General features: G+C 58.3%; 15 protein-coding genes. 5 read left to right on the plus strand and 10 right to left on the minus strand.

The window, feature by feature from the left end; all coding sequences use genetic code 11:
* Nucleotides 1-17: 17 nt before the first annotated feature.
* The 4 genes from B3Z17_RS02110 to lptF are packed head-to-tail and all read right to left on the minus strand — an operon-like array spanning nt 18 to nt 4,302.
* Nucleotides 18-359 (minus strand): tRNA-binding protein, encoded by a 342-nt coding sequence (locus tag B3Z17_RS02110; protein WP_286828387.1) that lies wholly within the window; start codon nt 357-359, stop codon nt 18-20.
* Nucleotide 360: 1 nt separating this feature from the next.
* On the minus strand, nt 361-1,938 hold the full coding sequence (locus B3Z17_RS02115; RefSeq protein WP_286828388.1) for a lipopolysaccharide biosynthesis protein: 1,578 nt from the start codon (nt 1,936-1,938) through the stop codon (nt 361-363).
* Nucleotide 1,939: 1 nt separating this feature from the next.
* Nucleotides 1,940-3,112: an LPS export ABC transporter permease LptG gene (lptG, locus tag B3Z17_RS02120; RefSeq protein WP_286828389.1), complete on the minus strand. Its 1,173-nt coding sequence runs from the start codon at nt 3,110-3,112 to the stop codon at nt 1,940-1,942.
* Complete coding sequence (lptF, locus tag B3Z17_RS02125; protein WP_068305451.1) at nt 3,112-4,302, minus strand: LPS export ABC transporter permease LptF; 1,191 nt, start codon at nt 4,300-4,302, stop codon at nt 3,112-3,114. The genes lptG and lptF overlap by 1 nt, the downstream gene beginning before the upstream one ends.
* 170 nt (nt 4,303-4,472) lie before the next feature.
* Here lptF and B3Z17_RS02130 point away from each other — a divergent pair, with 170 nt between their 5' ends.
* From B3Z17_RS02130 to B3Z17_RS02140, 3 genes are all read left to right on the plus strand, one after another.
* Complete coding sequence (locus B3Z17_RS02130; RefSeq protein WP_068305453.1) at nt 4,473-5,030, plus strand: DUF2141 domain-containing protein; 558 nt, start codon at nt 4,473-4,475, stop codon at nt 5,028-5,030.
* Between the two features lie 155 nt (nt 5,031-5,185).
* Nucleotides 5,186-6,184, plus strand: a complete 999-nt coding sequence (locus tag B3Z17_RS02135) for a diacylglycerol/lipid kinase family protein (RefSeq protein ID WP_286828390.1) — start codon at nt 5,186-5,188, stop codon at nt 6,182-6,184.
* Between the two features lie 8 nt (nt 6,185-6,192).
* Nucleotides 6,193-7,134 carry a hypothetical protein gene (locus B3Z17_RS02140; protein ID WP_068305456.1) on the plus strand — a complete coding sequence of 314 codons (942 nt, stop codon included), beginning with the start codon at nt 6,193-6,195 and terminating at the stop codon, nt 7,132-7,134.
* Nucleotides 7,135-7,204: 70 nt separating this feature from the next.
* On the opposite strand, the gene spt is transcribed toward B3Z17_RS02140, so the two are convergent.
* From spt to B3Z17_RS02160, 4 genes are all read right to left on the minus strand, one after another.
* A complete protein-coding gene (gene spt, locus B3Z17_RS02145; protein ID WP_068305460.1) occupies nt 7,205-8,407 on the minus strand; it encodes a serine palmitoyltransferase in 1,203 nt (400 codons plus the stop codon).
* A gap of 6 nt (nt 8,408-8,413) precedes the next feature.
* Nucleotides 8,414-8,659, minus strand: coding sequence for an acyl carrier protein (locus B3Z17_RS02150; protein WP_286828391.1), 246 nt, complete (start codon nt 8,657-8,659; stop codon nt 8,414-8,416).
* A gap of 66 nt (nt 8,660-8,725) precedes the next feature.
* A complete protein-coding gene (locus tag B3Z17_RS02155) occupies nt 8,726-9,682 on the minus strand; it encodes an NAD-dependent epimerase/dehydratase family protein (RefSeq protein WP_286828392.1) in 957 nt (318 codons plus the stop codon).
* Between the two features lie 2 nt (nt 9,683-9,684).
* On the minus strand, nt 9,685-11,436 hold the full coding sequence (locus B3Z17_RS02160) for a fatty acyl-AMP ligase (RefSeq protein WP_068305468.1): 1,752 nt from the start codon (nt 11,434-11,436) through the stop codon (nt 9,685-9,687).
* A gap of 265 nt (nt 11,437-11,701) precedes the next feature.
* Between B3Z17_RS02160 and B3Z17_RS02165 the strand changes: the two genes are divergently transcribed.
* Nucleotides 11,702-12,898: an aminotransferase class V-fold PLP-dependent enzyme gene (locus B3Z17_RS02165; protein WP_286828393.1), complete on the plus strand. Its 1,197-nt coding sequence runs from the start codon at nt 11,702-11,704 to the stop codon at nt 12,896-12,898.
* Complete coding sequence (locus tag B3Z17_RS02170) at nt 12,895-13,497, plus strand: regulatory protein RecX (protein WP_286828394.1); 603 nt, start codon at nt 12,895-12,897, stop codon at nt 13,495-13,497. The genes B3Z17_RS02165 and B3Z17_RS02170 overlap by 4 nt, the downstream gene beginning before the upstream one ends.
* Nucleotides 13,498-13,502: 5 nt before the next feature.
* On the opposite strand, the gene B3Z17_RS02175 is transcribed toward B3Z17_RS02170, so the two are convergent.
* Together B3Z17_RS02175 and B3Z17_RS02180 are read right to left on the minus strand one after the other, a co-directional pair.
* Nucleotides 13,503-15,089 carry a molybdopterin-binding/glycosyltransferase family 2 protein gene (locus tag B3Z17_RS02175; RefSeq protein WP_286828395.1) on the minus strand — a complete coding sequence of 529 codons (1,587 nt, stop codon included), beginning with the start codon at nt 15,087-15,089 and terminating at the stop codon, nt 13,503-13,505.
* Nucleotides 15,089-16,021: an XdhC family protein gene (locus B3Z17_RS02180; protein WP_286828397.1), complete on the minus strand. Its 933-nt coding sequence runs from the start codon at nt 16,019-16,021 to the stop codon at nt 15,089-15,091. Before B3Z17_RS02180 ends, B3Z17_RS02175 begins: the two co-directional genes overlap by 1 nt.
* Between the last annotated feature and the right edge of the window lie 121 nt (nt 16,022-16,142).

Consider the following 16,142-nt stretch of genomic DNA (forward strand, 5'->3'; position numbering starts at 1 on the left):
TTAAGGCAGCAAGGCCGTCAAAGCAAGCGGGTGCCGTTCGGCACGGGCTTCGAGGGCGTGATCAACACGGTGCGGCCACTGTCTTCCATGGTTGCCAGCGTCAGCACCTCTGACTTCACGCCCGCGACGCGCTTTGATGGGAAGTTGGTGACAGCCAGCACCTGCATGCCCACAAGGTCTTCCTTGGTGTGTTCTTCGGTGATCTGGGCCGAGGTTGTCTTGACGCCGAAGTCCGGGCCGAAGTCTACCTCCAGCACATAGGCGGGCTTGCGCGCCTTTTCGTTATCGCGCGCGCTCAGGATCGTGCCGGCGCGGATATCTACCTTGAGGAAGTCGTCAAATGAGATTTCGTCAGCCATGTCAGGGTGCCAGTTTCTTCAGGGGTTTCAGTTTGCCGATGCGGCCCAGTGCGTTGGCGTCCTCGTGGTTGAGGCCATAGCGCACCAATATCATCACGGAGATCAGCAACCCGGCGACGGCGCCGAGGATGCCCACAGGCACCGGCCAGTGGTTGCTGGCGGGAATGAGCGACAGCATGATGCCGCTGGTGACAAGCGAGACGATCAGCGGGCGGATGGCGTGGCGGTCATAGGGCCACAGCCGGAAAATGAAATAGGTTTCAATCAGCCCCGCGATGGCCGTAACATTGAGGCCGGTCGCCGCCGCGACAGCAGCGCCCGTGACACCATAAAGCGGGATCAGCCAGTTGCCCAGAAGCAGCAGGGTAATAAGCCCCAGCACGCCATTGATGGCCGGCAGCGAGCGGTGCCCCAGCATTTCAATGATGGCGCTCGAAGGCCCGGTCGCGGCCTCAAGCACGCGGCCCGCGCACAGGATGGACATGGCCGCCGCCGCCGTCTGGAACTGGGGCTGCATGGTGGCCAGGATATCATTGCGCGCCAGCACAAGCGCTGCGCCGAACGGCAGCGCCAGCGTGACCGACAGGCGGGTGGCATAGGCGAACATGTCCTGTAGGGCCACATGGTCGCCGTGGCCGTCCTTTTCCGCAGCCAGCGGCGCCATGACATACTCGAATGTCATGCGCACGGCCTGCAGGGCGCTGGCGATCTTGCGGGCCACGGCATAATAGCCGCCTGCCGCTGCGCCCGCGGCACCGGGTAGCAGATAGTTCAGGAACATCACCGGGAATTCGCTGAACAGTTTCTTGATCAGGTTCGCTGGCATCACGGTGAAACCATACTGGCGCATGGCCCTGGGCATGGGGCCCGTCATGGGGGCGCGCAAAACCTTGCCAAAGTCATAGTGTTTGCCGACAAGGCGAAGGGCAAGGGCGGCTGAAAGCACCACGCTGACAAGGTGGGCAATGAAAAGCCCGTAGGTCATATAGTCCATCAGCGCGAAGCCGATGGCGGCGATCAGGCGCAGGCCCTGTTCGTAGAACACGCGCACCCGGATTTCCGGGCCGAATTTCCGGCGGGCGCGGATGGCGGCGGTGCCCACTTCAACCATGGTCCAAAACGGCAGCACCCAGACATAGATGCGGATCACATTGATCAGATGATCGGCATCATCTTCGGCGGCGCTGATGACACCCGCCAGGTCTGGCGCGAAATAGCAGGTGAGGGCGGCAATGGTGATGGCAATCAGGAAGCTGAATTTTATAGCGTATCCGACGGCCAGTTCCGGGTCGTTGCCATTGGCTTTGGGCACAAAGCGCTGCAGTGCCGTGGTCATGGCGGCGTCGGAAACGGCGGTGGAAACCTTCACATAGGACCACAAGACCGCAAACAGGCCAAAGGTGGCCGCGCCATAGTACCAGGTGAAGGCGATAACGGAGACGGCTTCAATCAGTGCACCCATGCGGCCAAGGAAGGCAAAGCCCGCACCGCCAGCGACCCGCGCGCGGTGCTCGTTTTGCTCAGGACGCTTTGGCCGCTCTGGCTTTTCCGGGCGGGAAGGGGGCTTGGTCTTGTCCATGTCACTCACCGGCGATGGGCTTTTCTTGGAGTGCCTTGCGTTTCTTGGGCAAGCTGCCTTCTTCCGAATTGAAAATCACGGCGTAGCCGACCACCAGGAACAGGAAGAAGGGCGCCCAGGCCGCAAGGAATGGCGGCGCCACGCCAAATTCGCCCATGGCCAGCATGAAGTTGTCTGCCACAAAGAAGCTGAAACCAAGCGCCATACCGAAGACGACACGCAACACCAGATTGCCCGCCCGGTGCACACCGAAGGCCGCCACAGCCGCCAGAAGCGGCATCAGTAGGGATGAGGCCGGGCCTGCCACCTTCTGCAGGAAGCTGGCCATCAGCCGGTCTGTGGGCAGGCCGTCTTTCTTAAGCTCCTGCATCGATTGCCAAAGCTTGGGGAAGGACACATGGTCGGGCTTCACCGTCAGCGCCTGGAAGCGTTCGGGCCTGGTCTCCAGGTCCCACGGCTGGCTGGGCTGGATCGTCATCTCATGGGTGCCAGCGTCAAAGCGGCGCACCTCATGAAGGGTCCACCTGCCGTCCTGATACCAGGCGAAATCGGCGTGGACCATGGCCTGAAGCTTGCCGCGCTCATCGCGTTCAAACAGCGAAACCTTATCCAGCACCACCTTGTTGCGGATCTGGCTGACGGCTTCTACCAGCACGATGGTCTTGTTTTCCTTGATCCACACACGCCCTGTTGGGCCGGCGCTCGGCGGCAGGTCGACCGCATAGTCATTGTCCTGCCAATACTCGAGGTCGGCATTCGCATTCACCACGACGGTTTCATTGAACAGGAAATGGCTGGCAGCGATGATGAAGGAGGCGATCCCGAGCGGCAGCAGGATACGGTGCGCCGAAAGCCCGCTGGCTTTCATCACCACCACTTCCGAATGCTGGTTGAGGGTCGCGAGTGTCAACAGTGTGGCGAGAAGGGCGGTGAAGGGTACGAACTGGCTGATCAGTTGCGGGGCCCGCATGCTGATATAGGACGCCAGCGAGACCCAGTTGGCACCTTCGGCTGCCATGATGTCATCGGCGGTGGCCAGCAGGTCCAGCATCTGCAATACGGCGGTAAGGCCAATCAGGATGCCGAAGAAGCGGCCAAGGTGCATCTTCACCATATAGCGCGCCAGCGTGCGCGAGGGCACAAACAGGCGGCGGAGTGTGCGGGAGGTAAACATCAGTCGCTAACCCCCATGACTTTCTTCGACAGGCGCTTGATCGGGCCGCTGATGAAAGCCCAGCTTTTGTCGATCCAGGCGAGCGGTTCACCGCCGACCTTGTGGGCCGCGATGTGGAACAGGGTAAAGCTGAGAAGGCCAAAAGCCACGAACAGTAACCATATCGTGCCATACGGCGAGGCGCCGCTTTGGACAGCGGTTTCCATGGCTTCCATAAATTCGTTATAAAGGATCAGGAGCGTCAGCCCCACGACGATACCGGTGCCCTTACCCGTTCGCTTGTTGGTCAGCCCCAGCGGGATCGCCAGGAACGGCAGGATCAGGAAGGTGATGGAATGCATCACACGCCAGTGGAAATTGCCATTGAAGGCCGCGCGTTCCTTGGCGTCCAGAACCGGATTGTCCTTCTCCACCCAGAGTTCAGGCAGGGTCATCTCCAATTCTTCGCCGCCGCGTTCACGGAAGGCCTCCTTGGCTGGCAGTTTCACCGTCAGGTCCTGTTGGTCAAATTTGAGGACGCGGGGTTTGTTCTGGCCTTCGTTAAGGTCAATCAGCACGCCATTGAAAAGCCGCAGCAGAATGGTGTTTTCATCGTCAGTGGCGAAGAAGCCGCCACGTTCCGCACTGACAGCCAGGCTGCGCCCGTCGCTGCGGCGTTCCATGAAGATGCCCAGAAGCTCGGCCCCCTGGTCGCGGGACTCTTCAATCATCAGGGTAATGTTGTCGCCGATATCGACAAATTCGCCGACCCGGATGCTGGCGCCAAGCGCCCCACTCCTGAGATCGAAGACGAGACTGCGGTAGGCGTAGCGGCCATAGGGCTGCACCCAACCAACCAGGATGGTGTTTACCAACACGAGCACCAGCGATAGAGCCAGCACAGGCCGCACCAGGCGGTTCAGGCCGATACCCGACGACGTGATCGCGTCATATTCACTGGAAAGTGAAATTTTCCGGAAGGCAAGCAGGGTCCCCAGCATCAGGCCGATCGGCAGCGCCAGGCCCATATAATGCGGCACCTGGTTGGCCAGCATCTGGAACACCACTTCTACCGGGCCACCCTGGTTCACGACAAAGTCAAAAAGCCGTAGCATCCGTTCAAGAATCAGCAACAAAGCTGCGATGCCAAGGGTCGTGAATAACGGTCCCAATATCTGCGTGAGAATATATCGGTCGATGCGAGTAAACATGCTTTGGCGCTACACCCCTATGAGCCTTGTTGCAAGAGCCTTTTCTCCTTTGAGCGGGGAAAGAAGGCAAAAGCTTGTTGAGTTATACCCAATTTGTCGTCATATGGGACATATTTTCGCCACCATCGACCGCCATTTGCAAACTAAGGCGGGGGCACCTGGAGAAGTTTATGTTGATAAAATCGACGAGTGTTTTGAGTAAGGTGGCGGTTGTGGGCCTGATGATGGGCTTTTGGGGAGTATCAGCCCATGCCGATGTCGACGATGATGCGGTGCTGGTAGACCATGATATGGGCCTGTGTGCAGCCCCGGAGGGCGGTAAGTCTTTCGTGCGGGTATCGGTCGAGGGCCTGAAGGACCTCGAAGGCAACATCCGCGTGCAGGTTTATGGCCCCACCGAGGAAGACTTCCTTGAGAAGGGCAAGAAGCTGGTGCGGATTGACGTGAAAACGGAATCTGACGGCCAGGAGATCTGCGTGCCGATGCCAGGCCTGGGCGATTTTACCCTGGTGGTGATGCACGACCGGAATGCCAACGGCAAGGCGGACTTCTTCACGGAAGGGTTCGGATTTTCCAATAACCCCAAGCTGGGCCTTGGCAAGCCGGATGTCGAAGACGTGGTCTTCACCGCGACAGAAGGCGTTACGGATATGCCGGTGAACCTGAAATATATTTTCGGTGCCGACGAGGAACAGAAAAAGAAGCGTCGCCAACTGCGTCGGCGCTAGGTTCTAGTGCGGCGTTAGGCCGCAACAATCCTCATGGCATTTGCGCCTACAGCATTTGCGTCTTGAGCCTTTTCAAGGTATGAAGGCGGCGAATGATTGATGGAAGCGTCCGAACCCTAGCGTTTAGACGGTTTGTGTTACAAGAGTTTGACACCATGCAATTGGAAAAAAGCAGTATCCAGTCAGGCGCGACTGTGCCTCTGATCGCCATTATTTCCAATCCGCTCAGCACCACAAACGCTGCGCGGATCGAGGCTATTCGCCGGGTTGTGGACGAAAGCGCGAACGTGGTGCATTTCGAGCTCAATGGCATTGAAAGCATTGATGAGGCCCTGGCCCTGTTTGCGCGTGCCAATCCTGCGATGCTGATTGTAAATGGTGGCGACGGCACGATTGGTGCTGTGTTGGCCTCAATCCTGGACCGTAGCCCGTTTGACGTGATCCCGCCGATTGCCTTCCTGCCCGGCGGCAAGACCAACATGACGGCGGCGGATCTCGGCTTCAAGGGGCGCCCTGAAAAGGTACTCAAGCGCCTGATTCAGATCGCGAAAGAAGGCGGCATCGCAGACCGGCTTGTCAGCATGAACCTGATCGAACTTGATCTGGGCGACGGCAAGCCGCCGCGCGTCGGTACCTTCTTTGGCACAGCCGGGATTGTGAAGGGTATTCACTGGTGCCGTGATCACGCCTATAATACGGGTATGCCCAACGGGATCGCCCACGTGGGGGCGATCTCCAAATTGCTGGCATCGGCCTTCGGCCTGAGCCGGGACAAACGCCTGATGGTATCTGATCCGATGACGGTAACCATCAAGGGTGGTGGTCGTTTCCATGGCGAATTCGCGGCTGTCATGGCCACGACGCTGGACCGCTTGCTTCTCGGGCTTCGGCCATATGGCAAGGAAGGCCGGGGTGGCCTGAAGTTTTCGGCGGTCGAAGCTGGCGGCGGCAATGTGTTCCGCGCCATGAAAGGCCTGATCACGGGTGGCTTCGGCAAAAAGACAATTAACGGCGTCCATACCCGCCGGGCTGATGAAATTCGCGTCGACGGTATTGAACCTGTAACACTTGATGGCGAAATATATTATCCAGTGCCGGGAAAAGAAATTATACTGCGTGGCAATAGGGCATTAACATTTGTGTCGCTAAAATAGGGACCACAATGACTAGTAAAGCTGACCAAGAACTGACTACTTTTATCCTCGACGAATGGAAGCGTCCGGTGCCGGATGCTGTCAAGCAGGCCGCACAGGCGGTTGCTGACAAGTTCGGCGATTGTGTTTCGGGTATCCTGTTCTATGGGTCTTGCCTGCGCACCGGCGACATCGAAGAAAAAGTTCTCGATTTCTACGTGATTGTGGACAGCTACAAGGAAGCGTACCAGAAGCGCTGGCTTGCGATTGCCAACCAGATTTGCCCGCCGAACGTCTTTTATCACGAGATGGACATCGCCGGCATGACCGTGCGTTGCAAATATGCTGTGCTGTCACGCTCCGATTTCGCTTTCCGGGTTCGCCCTGAATGCCTGAACGTGTCTGTATGGGCGCGCTTCTGCCAGCCGTGCATTCTGTTGCTGCCGAAGGACGACATGACCCGTCAGTCGATCGCTGGCGACGTGGCGCAGGCAATGAAAACCATGATCAGCAACCTTTTGGAGCTGATCCCGGGTGCCACCAATTCGCGTGACCTGTGGGTTGAAGCCTTCGAGCAGACCTATTCAGCTGAGCTGCGCTCAGAGCGCCGGGGCAAGGGCCTTGAGATTTACCTGCTGGACCAGGACCGCTATGACGCGCTGACGGCGCTTGCGGAAGAGGCCATGGGCATTGTGCCGGGCCCAATCCCACCGATCAAACAGCCACCCCGCACGGAACGCTTTGTGCCACGGCTCAAGTGGTTCGCGCGCCGCTGCAACGGCAAGTTTGTCAGTTTCATGCGGCTGGTGAAAGCTGCCATGACATTCGACGGCGGCATCGATTATCTGGCCTGGAAGATCAAGCGCCACTCAGGCGTCGAGATCACGGTCACAGACCGCATGCGCAGGCATCCGATCCTGTCGGGCATTTCCCTGTTCTGGGGCCTCAAGCGCAAGGGCGCGTTCAAATAGCTCTTTGAAATAGACAAAGAAAAAGGCGGCCAGTGAGCCGCCTTTGTTTTACCGGTTTGCTGTTCTGGCCTTAGGCCTTCAGCTCAAGCCCGACCTTGTCAGCCGTTGTCTTGAAGCGCTTGATGATCTCGTCGATCTGCTCGGTCGTGTGCTGGGCACAGACGCTGACGCGCATCAGGAACATGCCGGCGGGCGTGGCTGGTGGTGCCGCCATATTCACATACACGCCTTCCATGATCAGCTGTTCCCAGAATTTGGTGCCGATCATCACATCCGGAAAATGCACGGCGATGATAGGGCTTTCAGCCTTCTCGGTACACAGGTCGAAGCCCGCATCCTTGAGGCCTGCGTGCAGGCGCTTGGCGTTTTCCCACAGGTGCGCCCGGCGGTTGGAGCCGCGCTTGATTGCCTCAATCGACTTGATCGCTGATGCCACCACACTTGGTGGTGGGCTGGCGGTAAAGATGTAGGGCCGGCTCACGTACCGAAGCACATCGAATTTCGGGTGGTTCGAGACAGCAAAACCGCCCACTGTGCCCACGGACTTGGAGAAAGTGCCGACATAAAAGTCAACCAGGTGCTCCACGCCTTCCTGTTCGGCGATGCCGCGGCCATTTTCGCCGCAGAAGCCCATCGAGTGCGCTTCATCCACCAGCGTCATGCAGCCATATTTCTTGGCAACTTCAAGGAGTTCCTTCACTGGTGCCGCATCACCCAGCATGGAATAGATGCCTTCGATCACAACCAGCTTGCCTGCGTCTTCCGGCAGGCGCTTGAGGCGGCGTTCCATATTGTCCACGTCATTATGCTTGAAGCGCACGATGGTGGCGTTGCCCATGGAGCAGCCATCATAGATGGAGGCGTGGCTATCAGCATCGATGATGACGAAATCGTCCTTGCCGCCGAGGGCAGAGATCATCCCCAGATTGGCTTGATAGCCGGTGGAGAAGACCATGCAGTGTTCCATGCCGTAGAAATCGGCGATGGTTTCTTCAAGCTTCTTATGGCTCAGGTATGTGCCGTTCAGGGACCGGCTGCCCGTTGTTCCGGTACCGAAATCATCCAGGGCCTGCTTAGCGGCTTCGATGGCTTCCTCGTTGAAGGTCATGCCCATATAGTTGTTGGTGCCGGCAAGAATGGTGCGGCGGCCGCCGATCATGGCTTCGGTTTCCGAGATGATTTCTTCCATCACGACGGTGAAAGGGTCGGCCTTCTCGAACGGAAGGGACGCACGCAGTGCGGCAATTGAATCAAACTTATCCAGCAGGTCCACGGTATATCAGCCTTTTTTCAGGATTTTCTCTACGGCATCGGCAACGTGGGCGATGGTTTCCAGCTCAGGCAACAGGTTGAGTGGCAAAACAATGTCGAACTCGTCCTCGATGTCGGCCACAAGATCCATAACCGTCAGGGAATCAAGTTCAAGGTCAGACGCGAACGTAACATTCGGCGCGAGATCGATGCCCTTTTTATTGAGCGGTTCGATCAATTCGTAAATCTTTTCAATGGTTTCCGCTTTAGCCATCGTGTCTGCCTATCTAAAATAATTTTTGCGGGATTGCATAGCGTCCTTATATCGGGACGCGCGCCATCATAAAAGCCCGTTTTTTCGATACCAGTCGATCGTGCTCTTTAGGCCTGCTTTAAGGTCATATTGCGGCGCCCAGTTGGTCAGATGTGGGCGACGGGCGTTCCGGACGGTCCAGTCCTTGTGGCACAGGTATCGTGCGGTGGACATGGTCAGCATCACTGGACGTCGGATAATCGTGGCGATCAGGCCGTTGATGAAGCCGATCAGCCCCAGAATGGGGAAGGGGATCGGCAATATGAAGGGCGGCTTGTCGTGTTTGCCGCCAAGGGCCTCAGCGACATCCGCAAGCGTGTAGCCGCCTGACTTGCCGTCATCCAGTTCGAGCACAGCGCTTTTGTTCTTACCGTCAGACAGGGCGACCAGCGCCGACGCCATGTCGCGGCCATGGATCATGGCAAAACGGTTGTGGCGGCTGCCGGGGGCCGGGAGAAGGCGGTATTTGAGCGCCTTGAACAGCTTCAGGATTTCCTTGTCGCCTGGGCCATAGATGGCCGGTGGGCGAACAATGGTCCAGGTGAAGGGCCAGTTGCGGGCCGTCAACACCAGCTCGGACGCGCGTTTGCTGGCGCCATAATGGGACAGCATCGGCTCCCGCGCGGCCATGGAAGACACATGAACCACGTGGCCAACGCCGGCCCTGGCGGCGATGTCCATCAGGCGCTTGGTGCCGCCTACGTTCACGTCGAAAAAGATATCGCGGTTGAGCGCCTTGGTCAGGCCGGCGATATGGACCAGCACGTCTGTGCCGTCGCACAGGGTCTTGAGCGCCGTGTCGTCATCAAGATCACCGGAAACCCAGGTTACACCGTCGCGTGCGGCCTGATGGCGGCGGGTCAGCGCTTTCACCTTGTAGCCTGCCTCGAGATAGCAATCGACCGCATGGCCACCAAGAAACCCGGTGGCACCTGTGAGTGCGACTGTTTTCTGGTCACCCTTTGAGGCGGACGTCTTGGCCATATCTAGCTTGCGATGGCTTGAAGGTTGCCGGAGAGATATTCGTTGCGGGCTTTCACGCGGCTCAGCTTGCCCGACGATGTCCGGGGCAGGGAGCGCGGCGGCACCAGTTCGATCATGCAGTTGATGCCGGTCGAGGACTGGATGTGTTTTTTAAGGGCCGCTACGAACTTGATCCGATCATCGGTTTCCAGAATGCGACACTGCGCGAGAATGAGCGGTACTTCCTCGGCATTTTCGCCGGGAATGGAAATCGCCGCCACATCGCCGGTTTTCACGCCCGGAAGCTGCTCGGCGGCCCATTCGATGTCCTGTGGCCAATGGTTGCGGCCGTTGACAATGATCATATCCTTCGCGCGACCAACGATATAGATACAGCCGTCCTTCAGGTAGCCCATGTCACCGGTATCAAGCCAGCCATCGGGGCTAAGGACCGCGCGGGTCGTCTCAGGGTCATTGAAATATTCGCGCATCACGGAAACACCGCGCAGGAACACGCGGCCAACTGTGTGGTCCGGTACCACATTGCCGTCTTCGTCGCGCATTTCAACGTCATATTCCGGCAGTGGCTTGCCGCAGTTGACCACCTCGCGCATCCGCGGAGTTTCGCCCGAGCCGTTCACCAGCACATGTTTGTCGCCGGTCAGCTTGCTTTCTTCGATCAGGTCAACCTCGATGCCTTTGCCAACGGTGCCGAAGCTGACGCCCAGCGTACATTCGGCAAGGCCGTAGCTTGGCAGGAAGGCTTCCATCTTGAAGCCGATATCCTTGAAGGTCTCATAGAAGGCGCGCATCACTTCGGGGCGGATCATTTCCGCGCCACAACCGGCCACGCGTACGCTGGAGAGGTCAAGACCTTCCATGGCGCTGGAGCGCAGGGCCGCCCGGCGTGAACAGATATCGAAGCCGAAGGTCGGGCTGTAGGTGATGGTGCCTTTGTTGGCACTGAGCACGCGCAGCCACGAAAGCGGACGGCGGGCAAATTCTTCTGTCGGGATGAAATCAACCGACACCTGTGTTGTCAGCGTGGTCAGCAGTGTGCCCACGAGGCCCATGTCGTGATAGAAGGGCAGCCACGAGCAGCAGCGGTCGTCTTCGCCAATATGCACACCGTGATAGCCCATGCCGTGCGTGTTCGACAGCAGCGACCGGTGGGTTACCGACACACCGTGCGGGAAGCGCGTGGAGCCAGAGCTGTATTGCAGGTAAGCCAGATCATCAGGTGAGGGCAGGCGCACATCGCCTTCGCCTTCGGCATTCAGGTATTCCTGATAGGAGCCTGAGAAACGGAGTTCCAGGCCCTCGGTGGCTTCTGCCACGATCTCGTCCATGAAGCTTGGTGCCATCAGGCCGTTGGCCTGGCAGCTGTTCATCTGCAGCTGCAGTTGCGAAACATAGCCGTCCTTACCGCCAAATGATGTCGGGAGGGGCAGGGGAACCGGCAGGACGCTGGCATACTGGCAGCCTACAAAGAAACAGACAAAATCAGCGCTGGTTTCCGCGATCAGGGCGATCCGGTCGCCTTTCTCGAAACCCATGCCGACAAGTTTGCGGCCGATAACTTCGGCACGGTCGCGAACGTCTCGCCATGGAAGGGATTCAACAAGATCACCGCGGGCGTTGAAAAAATTCGGGCCGCGAAGCCCTTTGGCCGCGTACTCGATTGCATCAACAAGCGTGTCAAAATCCGAATAGCGCCGTGGAAGCGTTGGATCTTGTGTTGGTGTCACATCAGTCATTACGTCGGCTTCAACCATATTTGCCCCAAGATTTTACCTTGGCCGGACCTAACAAAACACAAAGCCTTCGGCGCGCCGAAACTTTATATAAATTACATATTTAGCACATAAATGCCTAGGCCAAAAAAGCGCTTGATTTTGACCTGCCATTACCTGTTCACTCAGAAACAGCCGTGTGCGTGAATATTACGGCTGAATTACAGTCTGTAACCAGACGGCGCAAGAGAATTCTGGACCCATGTACACACGCACCGCCCGAATAGAAGAGGATTGAGGCTAAAAAATGACACTGCTGTCATCCAGTTTCAGCAACGATCTGCTCCAGAAGGTGCGGGAGCAGACACCAGGCACAAACACCACACTTCATCTGGATAATTGCGGTTCCGCGCTGATGCCGGCGCCTGTTATCGACGCGATTGAGGCACACTTGGCGCAGGAAATTTACCACGGCGGCTATGTTGCTCAAGAGCAACAGTCTCAGGCCCTTGAAGGGGCGTATGAGGCCATCGCGGGCCTTCTGGGTGCCAATCGGAGCGAAATGGCGCTCACAGGCAGCGCGGTAGAGGCCTGGGCCAAGGCCTTCTATAGCGTACCCTTTGAGCGGGGTGACAATATCGTCACCGCCTTCAATGAATATTGCAGCAACTTTGTTTCCTTCCTGCAGCTCAGGGACCGCTTTGGCCTTGAAATTCGCGTGGCACGGGCTGACGCTGAGGGCAAGCTGGACGTTGATCACCTTGAAAGTCTGGTCGACAGCCGCACCAGGCTGATTGCCATTGCGATGGTGCCGTCATCCAGTGGGCAAGTGAACCCGGTGGCGGATGTTGGCCGCGTTGCCCGCGATCGCGATGTGCTTTATTTGCTGGACGCCTGCCAGGCGGTGGGGCAGATGCGCGTGGATGTGGGCGAGATTGGTTGTCACATGTTGACGGGCACTTCGCGCAAGTTCCTGCGTGGGCCGCGCGGTGTTGGGTTCCTGTATGTGCAGGCAGACACGCTCAAGCGGCTCGATCCGGCTTTCCTGTCGAACCAGGCGGCGATATGGGTATCAGAAGACAGCTATGACCTGCGGGCCGATGCCGGCGTTTTCGAGGACTGGGAGCGGTCCGTCGTCAACCAGTTGGGTTTCGGCGCGGCGGTGAAATACCTGCAGCAGCTTGGATCAGATATCTGTTTTGAGCGCACGCAGGCCATGGCCGCCTACTTGCGCGAAGGCCTTTACGGCATAAAGGGTGTGGTCGGCACCTGTCCGCCAGATGCTACAGCCGCCATTGTTACCTTCAACAAGACGGGTTTGCAGGCAGCAGACGTGAAAAAGCGGCTGGCAGCAGACGGCATCAACGTGCAGGTGGCGAATGTAATCCACACCCGTCTTGATCTGGGCGCGCGAGGAATTGAGACCACAGTGCGGGTATCGCCACATTATTATAACACGCGCGAAGAAGTTGACCGGTTCCTGAATGCCGTGGAGGCCTTGTGATCTCGGATAAGCCAGATAAAAGTGGCAAGCCTGATAAGGCGAAAGGCCGCAGGCAAGGCCCGCGCAAAGTCAGCGCAGGCTACCTGGAGCGCGCGGCCCTTCATTATCTGGGGCGTTTTTCCACCACTGAAGCCAATCTGCGTGCTGTGCTTGAACGCAAGATCCGTCGCCGGAATGAAGAAAACGCGCCGCCAACCGACGAACAGCTTGGTTGGGTGGATGCGGTGGTCGCCAAATGCGTCAGCTACGGCTACGTGGACGATGCGACCTATGCTCGCAGCCGGGTCGACACCCTGATCCGTAAAGGCAAGCCTACCCGCATGATCGCGCAGGACCTGCGTTACAAAGGCGTGCCAACGGAAATCGCCGACGTCACGATGCGGGCCATCAATGAAGATAATGAGCGTGACCCAGACCGGCAAGCGGCCGCAGCCTATGTGCGCAGGCGGCGGTTTGGCGCTTTCCGGCGTGCGGACCGGGATGTGGAAGGCAAGCTGGACAAAGAAAAGGCCGCCATGATGCGGGCCGGGTTTTCTTATGGGCTGGTGGCCGAAATGCTGTCGCTCAGCGAAGACGAAATTCTCGACCTGCTGCCTTGACAGGCCTAATCCGGCACCGCGCCAAACTGGGCCAATGCTTCTGGGGTGTCGAGGTCAATCAGGATGCCGTGGTCATCCACCGGCACTTCGCACACCAAGTTCTCATGATCATGGATCAGCTGCCGACCACCTTTGTCACCCTCAATTGTCAGTAGGGCTTCAACCATGTCCCGATGCCACAGCACAGGGTTGCCCCGCTTGCCGTTGAAAGTGGGGATAAACATCTTGAATTCAGACAAGCGGTTTCCGGCTTCGGCCAGCGCTTTGATGGTCTCCGGTTTAACAAACGGCATATCGCCCAGGCAGACACAGACGAATTCTGCAGTTTCAGGAAGGTGCGCCAGTCCCCGTTTCAGGCTGCCGGCCATGCCATCCTTGAAAGCACTATTATGTGCCCGGGTGTAATTGAGGCCTGAAAGAGCTTCGGCCACGGCCTCGCCTTCATGGCCGGTGACTAGAATGGGCGGGTTGAACCCTGTCTGGCTGACAGCAGCAAGGGTTTGGCGCACCACCGTGTGGCCGTTCATCCGCGACAACAGCTTGTTCTGGGCGCCCGAGCGGCTGGAGCGCCCTGCCGCCAGTATGATGGGTTGAATATTTGGCTGTGCCCCCTGGTGCAGAGGCGCGCGGGGCTCCGGCCTGAAGGGCGTTTCCTTCAGAAGGCCACCAACGCCCATGCCCGCAATGTCGTCGCGAGTGATGGGAAGGCGTGCGGCGAATCGCTCCAGAACCCAATCCAGTCCGTTCAGGGCAGGAGACCGCGCGCATCCAGGCAGGCCAATAACGGTAATGCCCTCAAGTTGGCCCAGCATCAACAGATTGCCTGGGTCAACAGGCATGCCAAGCGATGTGATGCTGCCGCCTGCGGCCTCAAGGGCCGCGGGGATCACATCTCGCCGGTCGCTGATGGCGGAAAGGCCCAAGACCAGCAGCAGGTCGGGCTTTCTGTCGGCGGCGGCCTGCAGCGCTTCAACAAGTGCCGGAACCGTATGGTCACACCCTTCATAGGCGGTAATAGCGCCCTCAAGCGCTGCAAGCCGGTTTTCTGTCAGCCGGTAGGCTTTGTCTGACAGGGCCTGTCCGGTTACGACCATATGAGCCGTGAAAGGCTGGAAGCGCGCAACGGTAAGCGCGCTCTTCAGTTGGGTGGCCTTGTCCAAACTGGCTTGTTTCACGCCATAGGGAATGATTTTGGCGGTAGCCACCAACTGCCCCGCTGCGACCGGGCTAAGGTGAGGCAGGGTGGACAAGGCAATCGCCTCATCGGCCCGGTTGACGGTGTTGAGGGCCTCCGGTGCCAGCAGAAGCCCTGCCGCCTCAGTGTGCAGGTTACAACGACCACGGGTGGAAATTCCGAGCCTGAGGCCGGAACCAGCCACTTGGCGGGCAATGCTTTCCGCGGCTTCATCTTCACCGACGTCGTCGGAGTCCAGGCGGAACGCGTATACCTGATCCACCCCAGCGCCGGTCAGCGCTTCGATGTGCGCTGGCGTCAATGTCAGGCCTTTCGGCAGCTTTCTGTTTCCAGCCCGCACACTGTGGGCCAGGGACCAGCCTTTGGCGTCAAGTGTATCAATTTCCCGAAATTCCATCAGCTACACCTGCGGACAAGTGTGACTTCCGCCAAAATGGCAATTGCAATTTCAGCCGGTGTCTTTGCACCGATATCCAGACCCACAGGCCCTCTGATCCGCTGCAGGTCTTCACCGCTGAAACCTTTTTCTACCAGGCGCTCCAGCCTGGCCGCATGGGTTTTCTTGCTGCCCAGGCTGCCAATGTAGAAAGCGGGGCTTTCAAGCGCAGGAATGAGGGCGGCGTCATCAATTTTGGGGTCATGGGTCAATGTGACCACGCCCGTGTGGGCATCTGGCCGCAGGCGTGCGAACAGCTCATCGGGCCAATCCTCCACCAAATGGGACTCGCCGAATGAACGGCTTTGGGTGAAGGCGGCGCGGGGGTCAATAACCGTGACATCATATCCCACGTCAATGGCCATGGGTGCCAGATGCTGCGCAATATGCACCGCGCCAACAATCATCAGCCGGTGTTTGGGGTGAAGCGGCAGCATCAGCTGGGTGTCATCAAACGCAAGGTCGCCAGGTGTTTCGGTTTGGTCAAAGGCGAGTGCCCCGGTATGCAGGTCAATGGAAATGCGCCCGGATTGTCGGTCTGCGATCGCCGTCAGAACGGACTGGCAATCCGCGCCAATATCACCGGAAAGGGCGACAATCAGAATGTCGATCTGACCGCCACAGGCGAGGCCGACTTCCCAGGCCTGTTCGCTGGAAACGGTGAAACTGAGAATTTTGCTGCCGCCCGTATGCGCCATCTGGTTGGCTTCGGCGATCACGGTTCCCTCAACGCAACCGCCGGAGACTGACCCTTCGAACCGGCCGTCACCTGCGATTGCCATCAGGCTTCCCGCGCCGCGCGGCGCCGACCCCCAGGTCTTGGTAACTACGGCGAGTGCCGTTTTTAGCCCGGCTTTGTGCCAGCCAGCGAGGGATTCAAATATTTTTTCCATGATTGTTTTGCCGCTCTCGCCCACTTGATCGTCATATTAACGGTAGTCAGCATGGTGGGCTTGCGCAAGACCAACCTTTGGTCGATCCGTCATGCGAGGTCTCAGGGTTTGGCTTGATTTG

The organism is Kordiimonas sp. UBA4487, assembly GCF_002389025.1.
Classification (GTDB): Bacteria; Pseudomonadota; Alphaproteobacteria; order Sphingomonadales; family Kordiimonadaceae; genus Kordiimonas; species Kordiimonas lacus.

Bases quoted from the DNA above. Each gene is read 5' to 3' on its own strand.
- B3Z17_RS02165 (WP_286828393.1), top strand. From the start codon at position 11,702: ATGACACTGCTGTCATCCAGTTTCAGCAACGATCTGCTCCAGAAGGTG.
- B3Z17_RS02155 (WP_286828392.1), bottom strand. From the start codon at position 9,682: ATGGCCAAGACGTCCGCCTCAAAGGGTGACCAGAAAACAGTCGCACTC.
- B3Z17_RS02175 (WP_286828395.1), bottom strand. From the start codon at position 15,089: ATGGAATTTCGGGAAATTGATACACTTGACGCCAAAGGCTGGTCCCTG.
- B3Z17_RS02150 (WP_286828391.1), bottom strand. From the start codon at position 8,659: ATGGCTAAAGCGGAAACCATTGAAAAGATTTACGAATTGATCGAACCG.
- B3Z17_RS02160 (WP_068305468.1), bottom strand. From the start codon at position 11,436: ATGGTTGAAGCCGACGTAATGACTGATGTGACACCAACACAAGATCCA.
- B3Z17_RS02135 (WP_286828390.1), top strand. From the start codon at position 5,186: ATGCAATTGGAAAAAAGCAGTATCCAGTCAGGCGCGACTGTGCCTCTG.
- lptF (WP_068305451.1), bottom strand. From the start codon at position 4,302: ATGTTTACTCGCATCGACCGATATATTCTCACGCAGATATTGGGACCG.
- B3Z17_RS02140 (WP_068305456.1), top strand. From the start codon at position 6,193: ATGACTAGTAAAGCTGACCAAGAACTGACTACTTTTATCCTCGACGAA.
- B3Z17_RS02115 (WP_286828388.1), bottom strand. From the start codon at position 1,938: ATGGACAAGACCAAGCCCCCTTCCCGCCCGGAAAAGCCAGAGCGGCCA.
- B3Z17_RS02110 (WP_286828387.1), bottom strand. From the start codon at position 359: ATGGCTGACGAAATCTCATTTGACGACTTCCTCAAGGTAGATATCCGC.
- lptG (WP_286828389.1), bottom strand. From the start codon at position 3,112: ATGTTTACCTCCCGCACACTCCGCCGCCTGTTTGTGCCCTCGCGCACG.
- B3Z17_RS02180 (WP_286828397.1), bottom strand. From the start codon at position 16,021: ATGGAAAAAATATTTGAATCCCTCGCTGGCTGGCACAAAGCCGGGCTA.
- B3Z17_RS02130 (WP_068305453.1), top strand. From the start codon at position 4,473: ATGTTGATAAAATCGACGAGTGTTTTGAGTAAGGTGGCGGTTGTGGGC.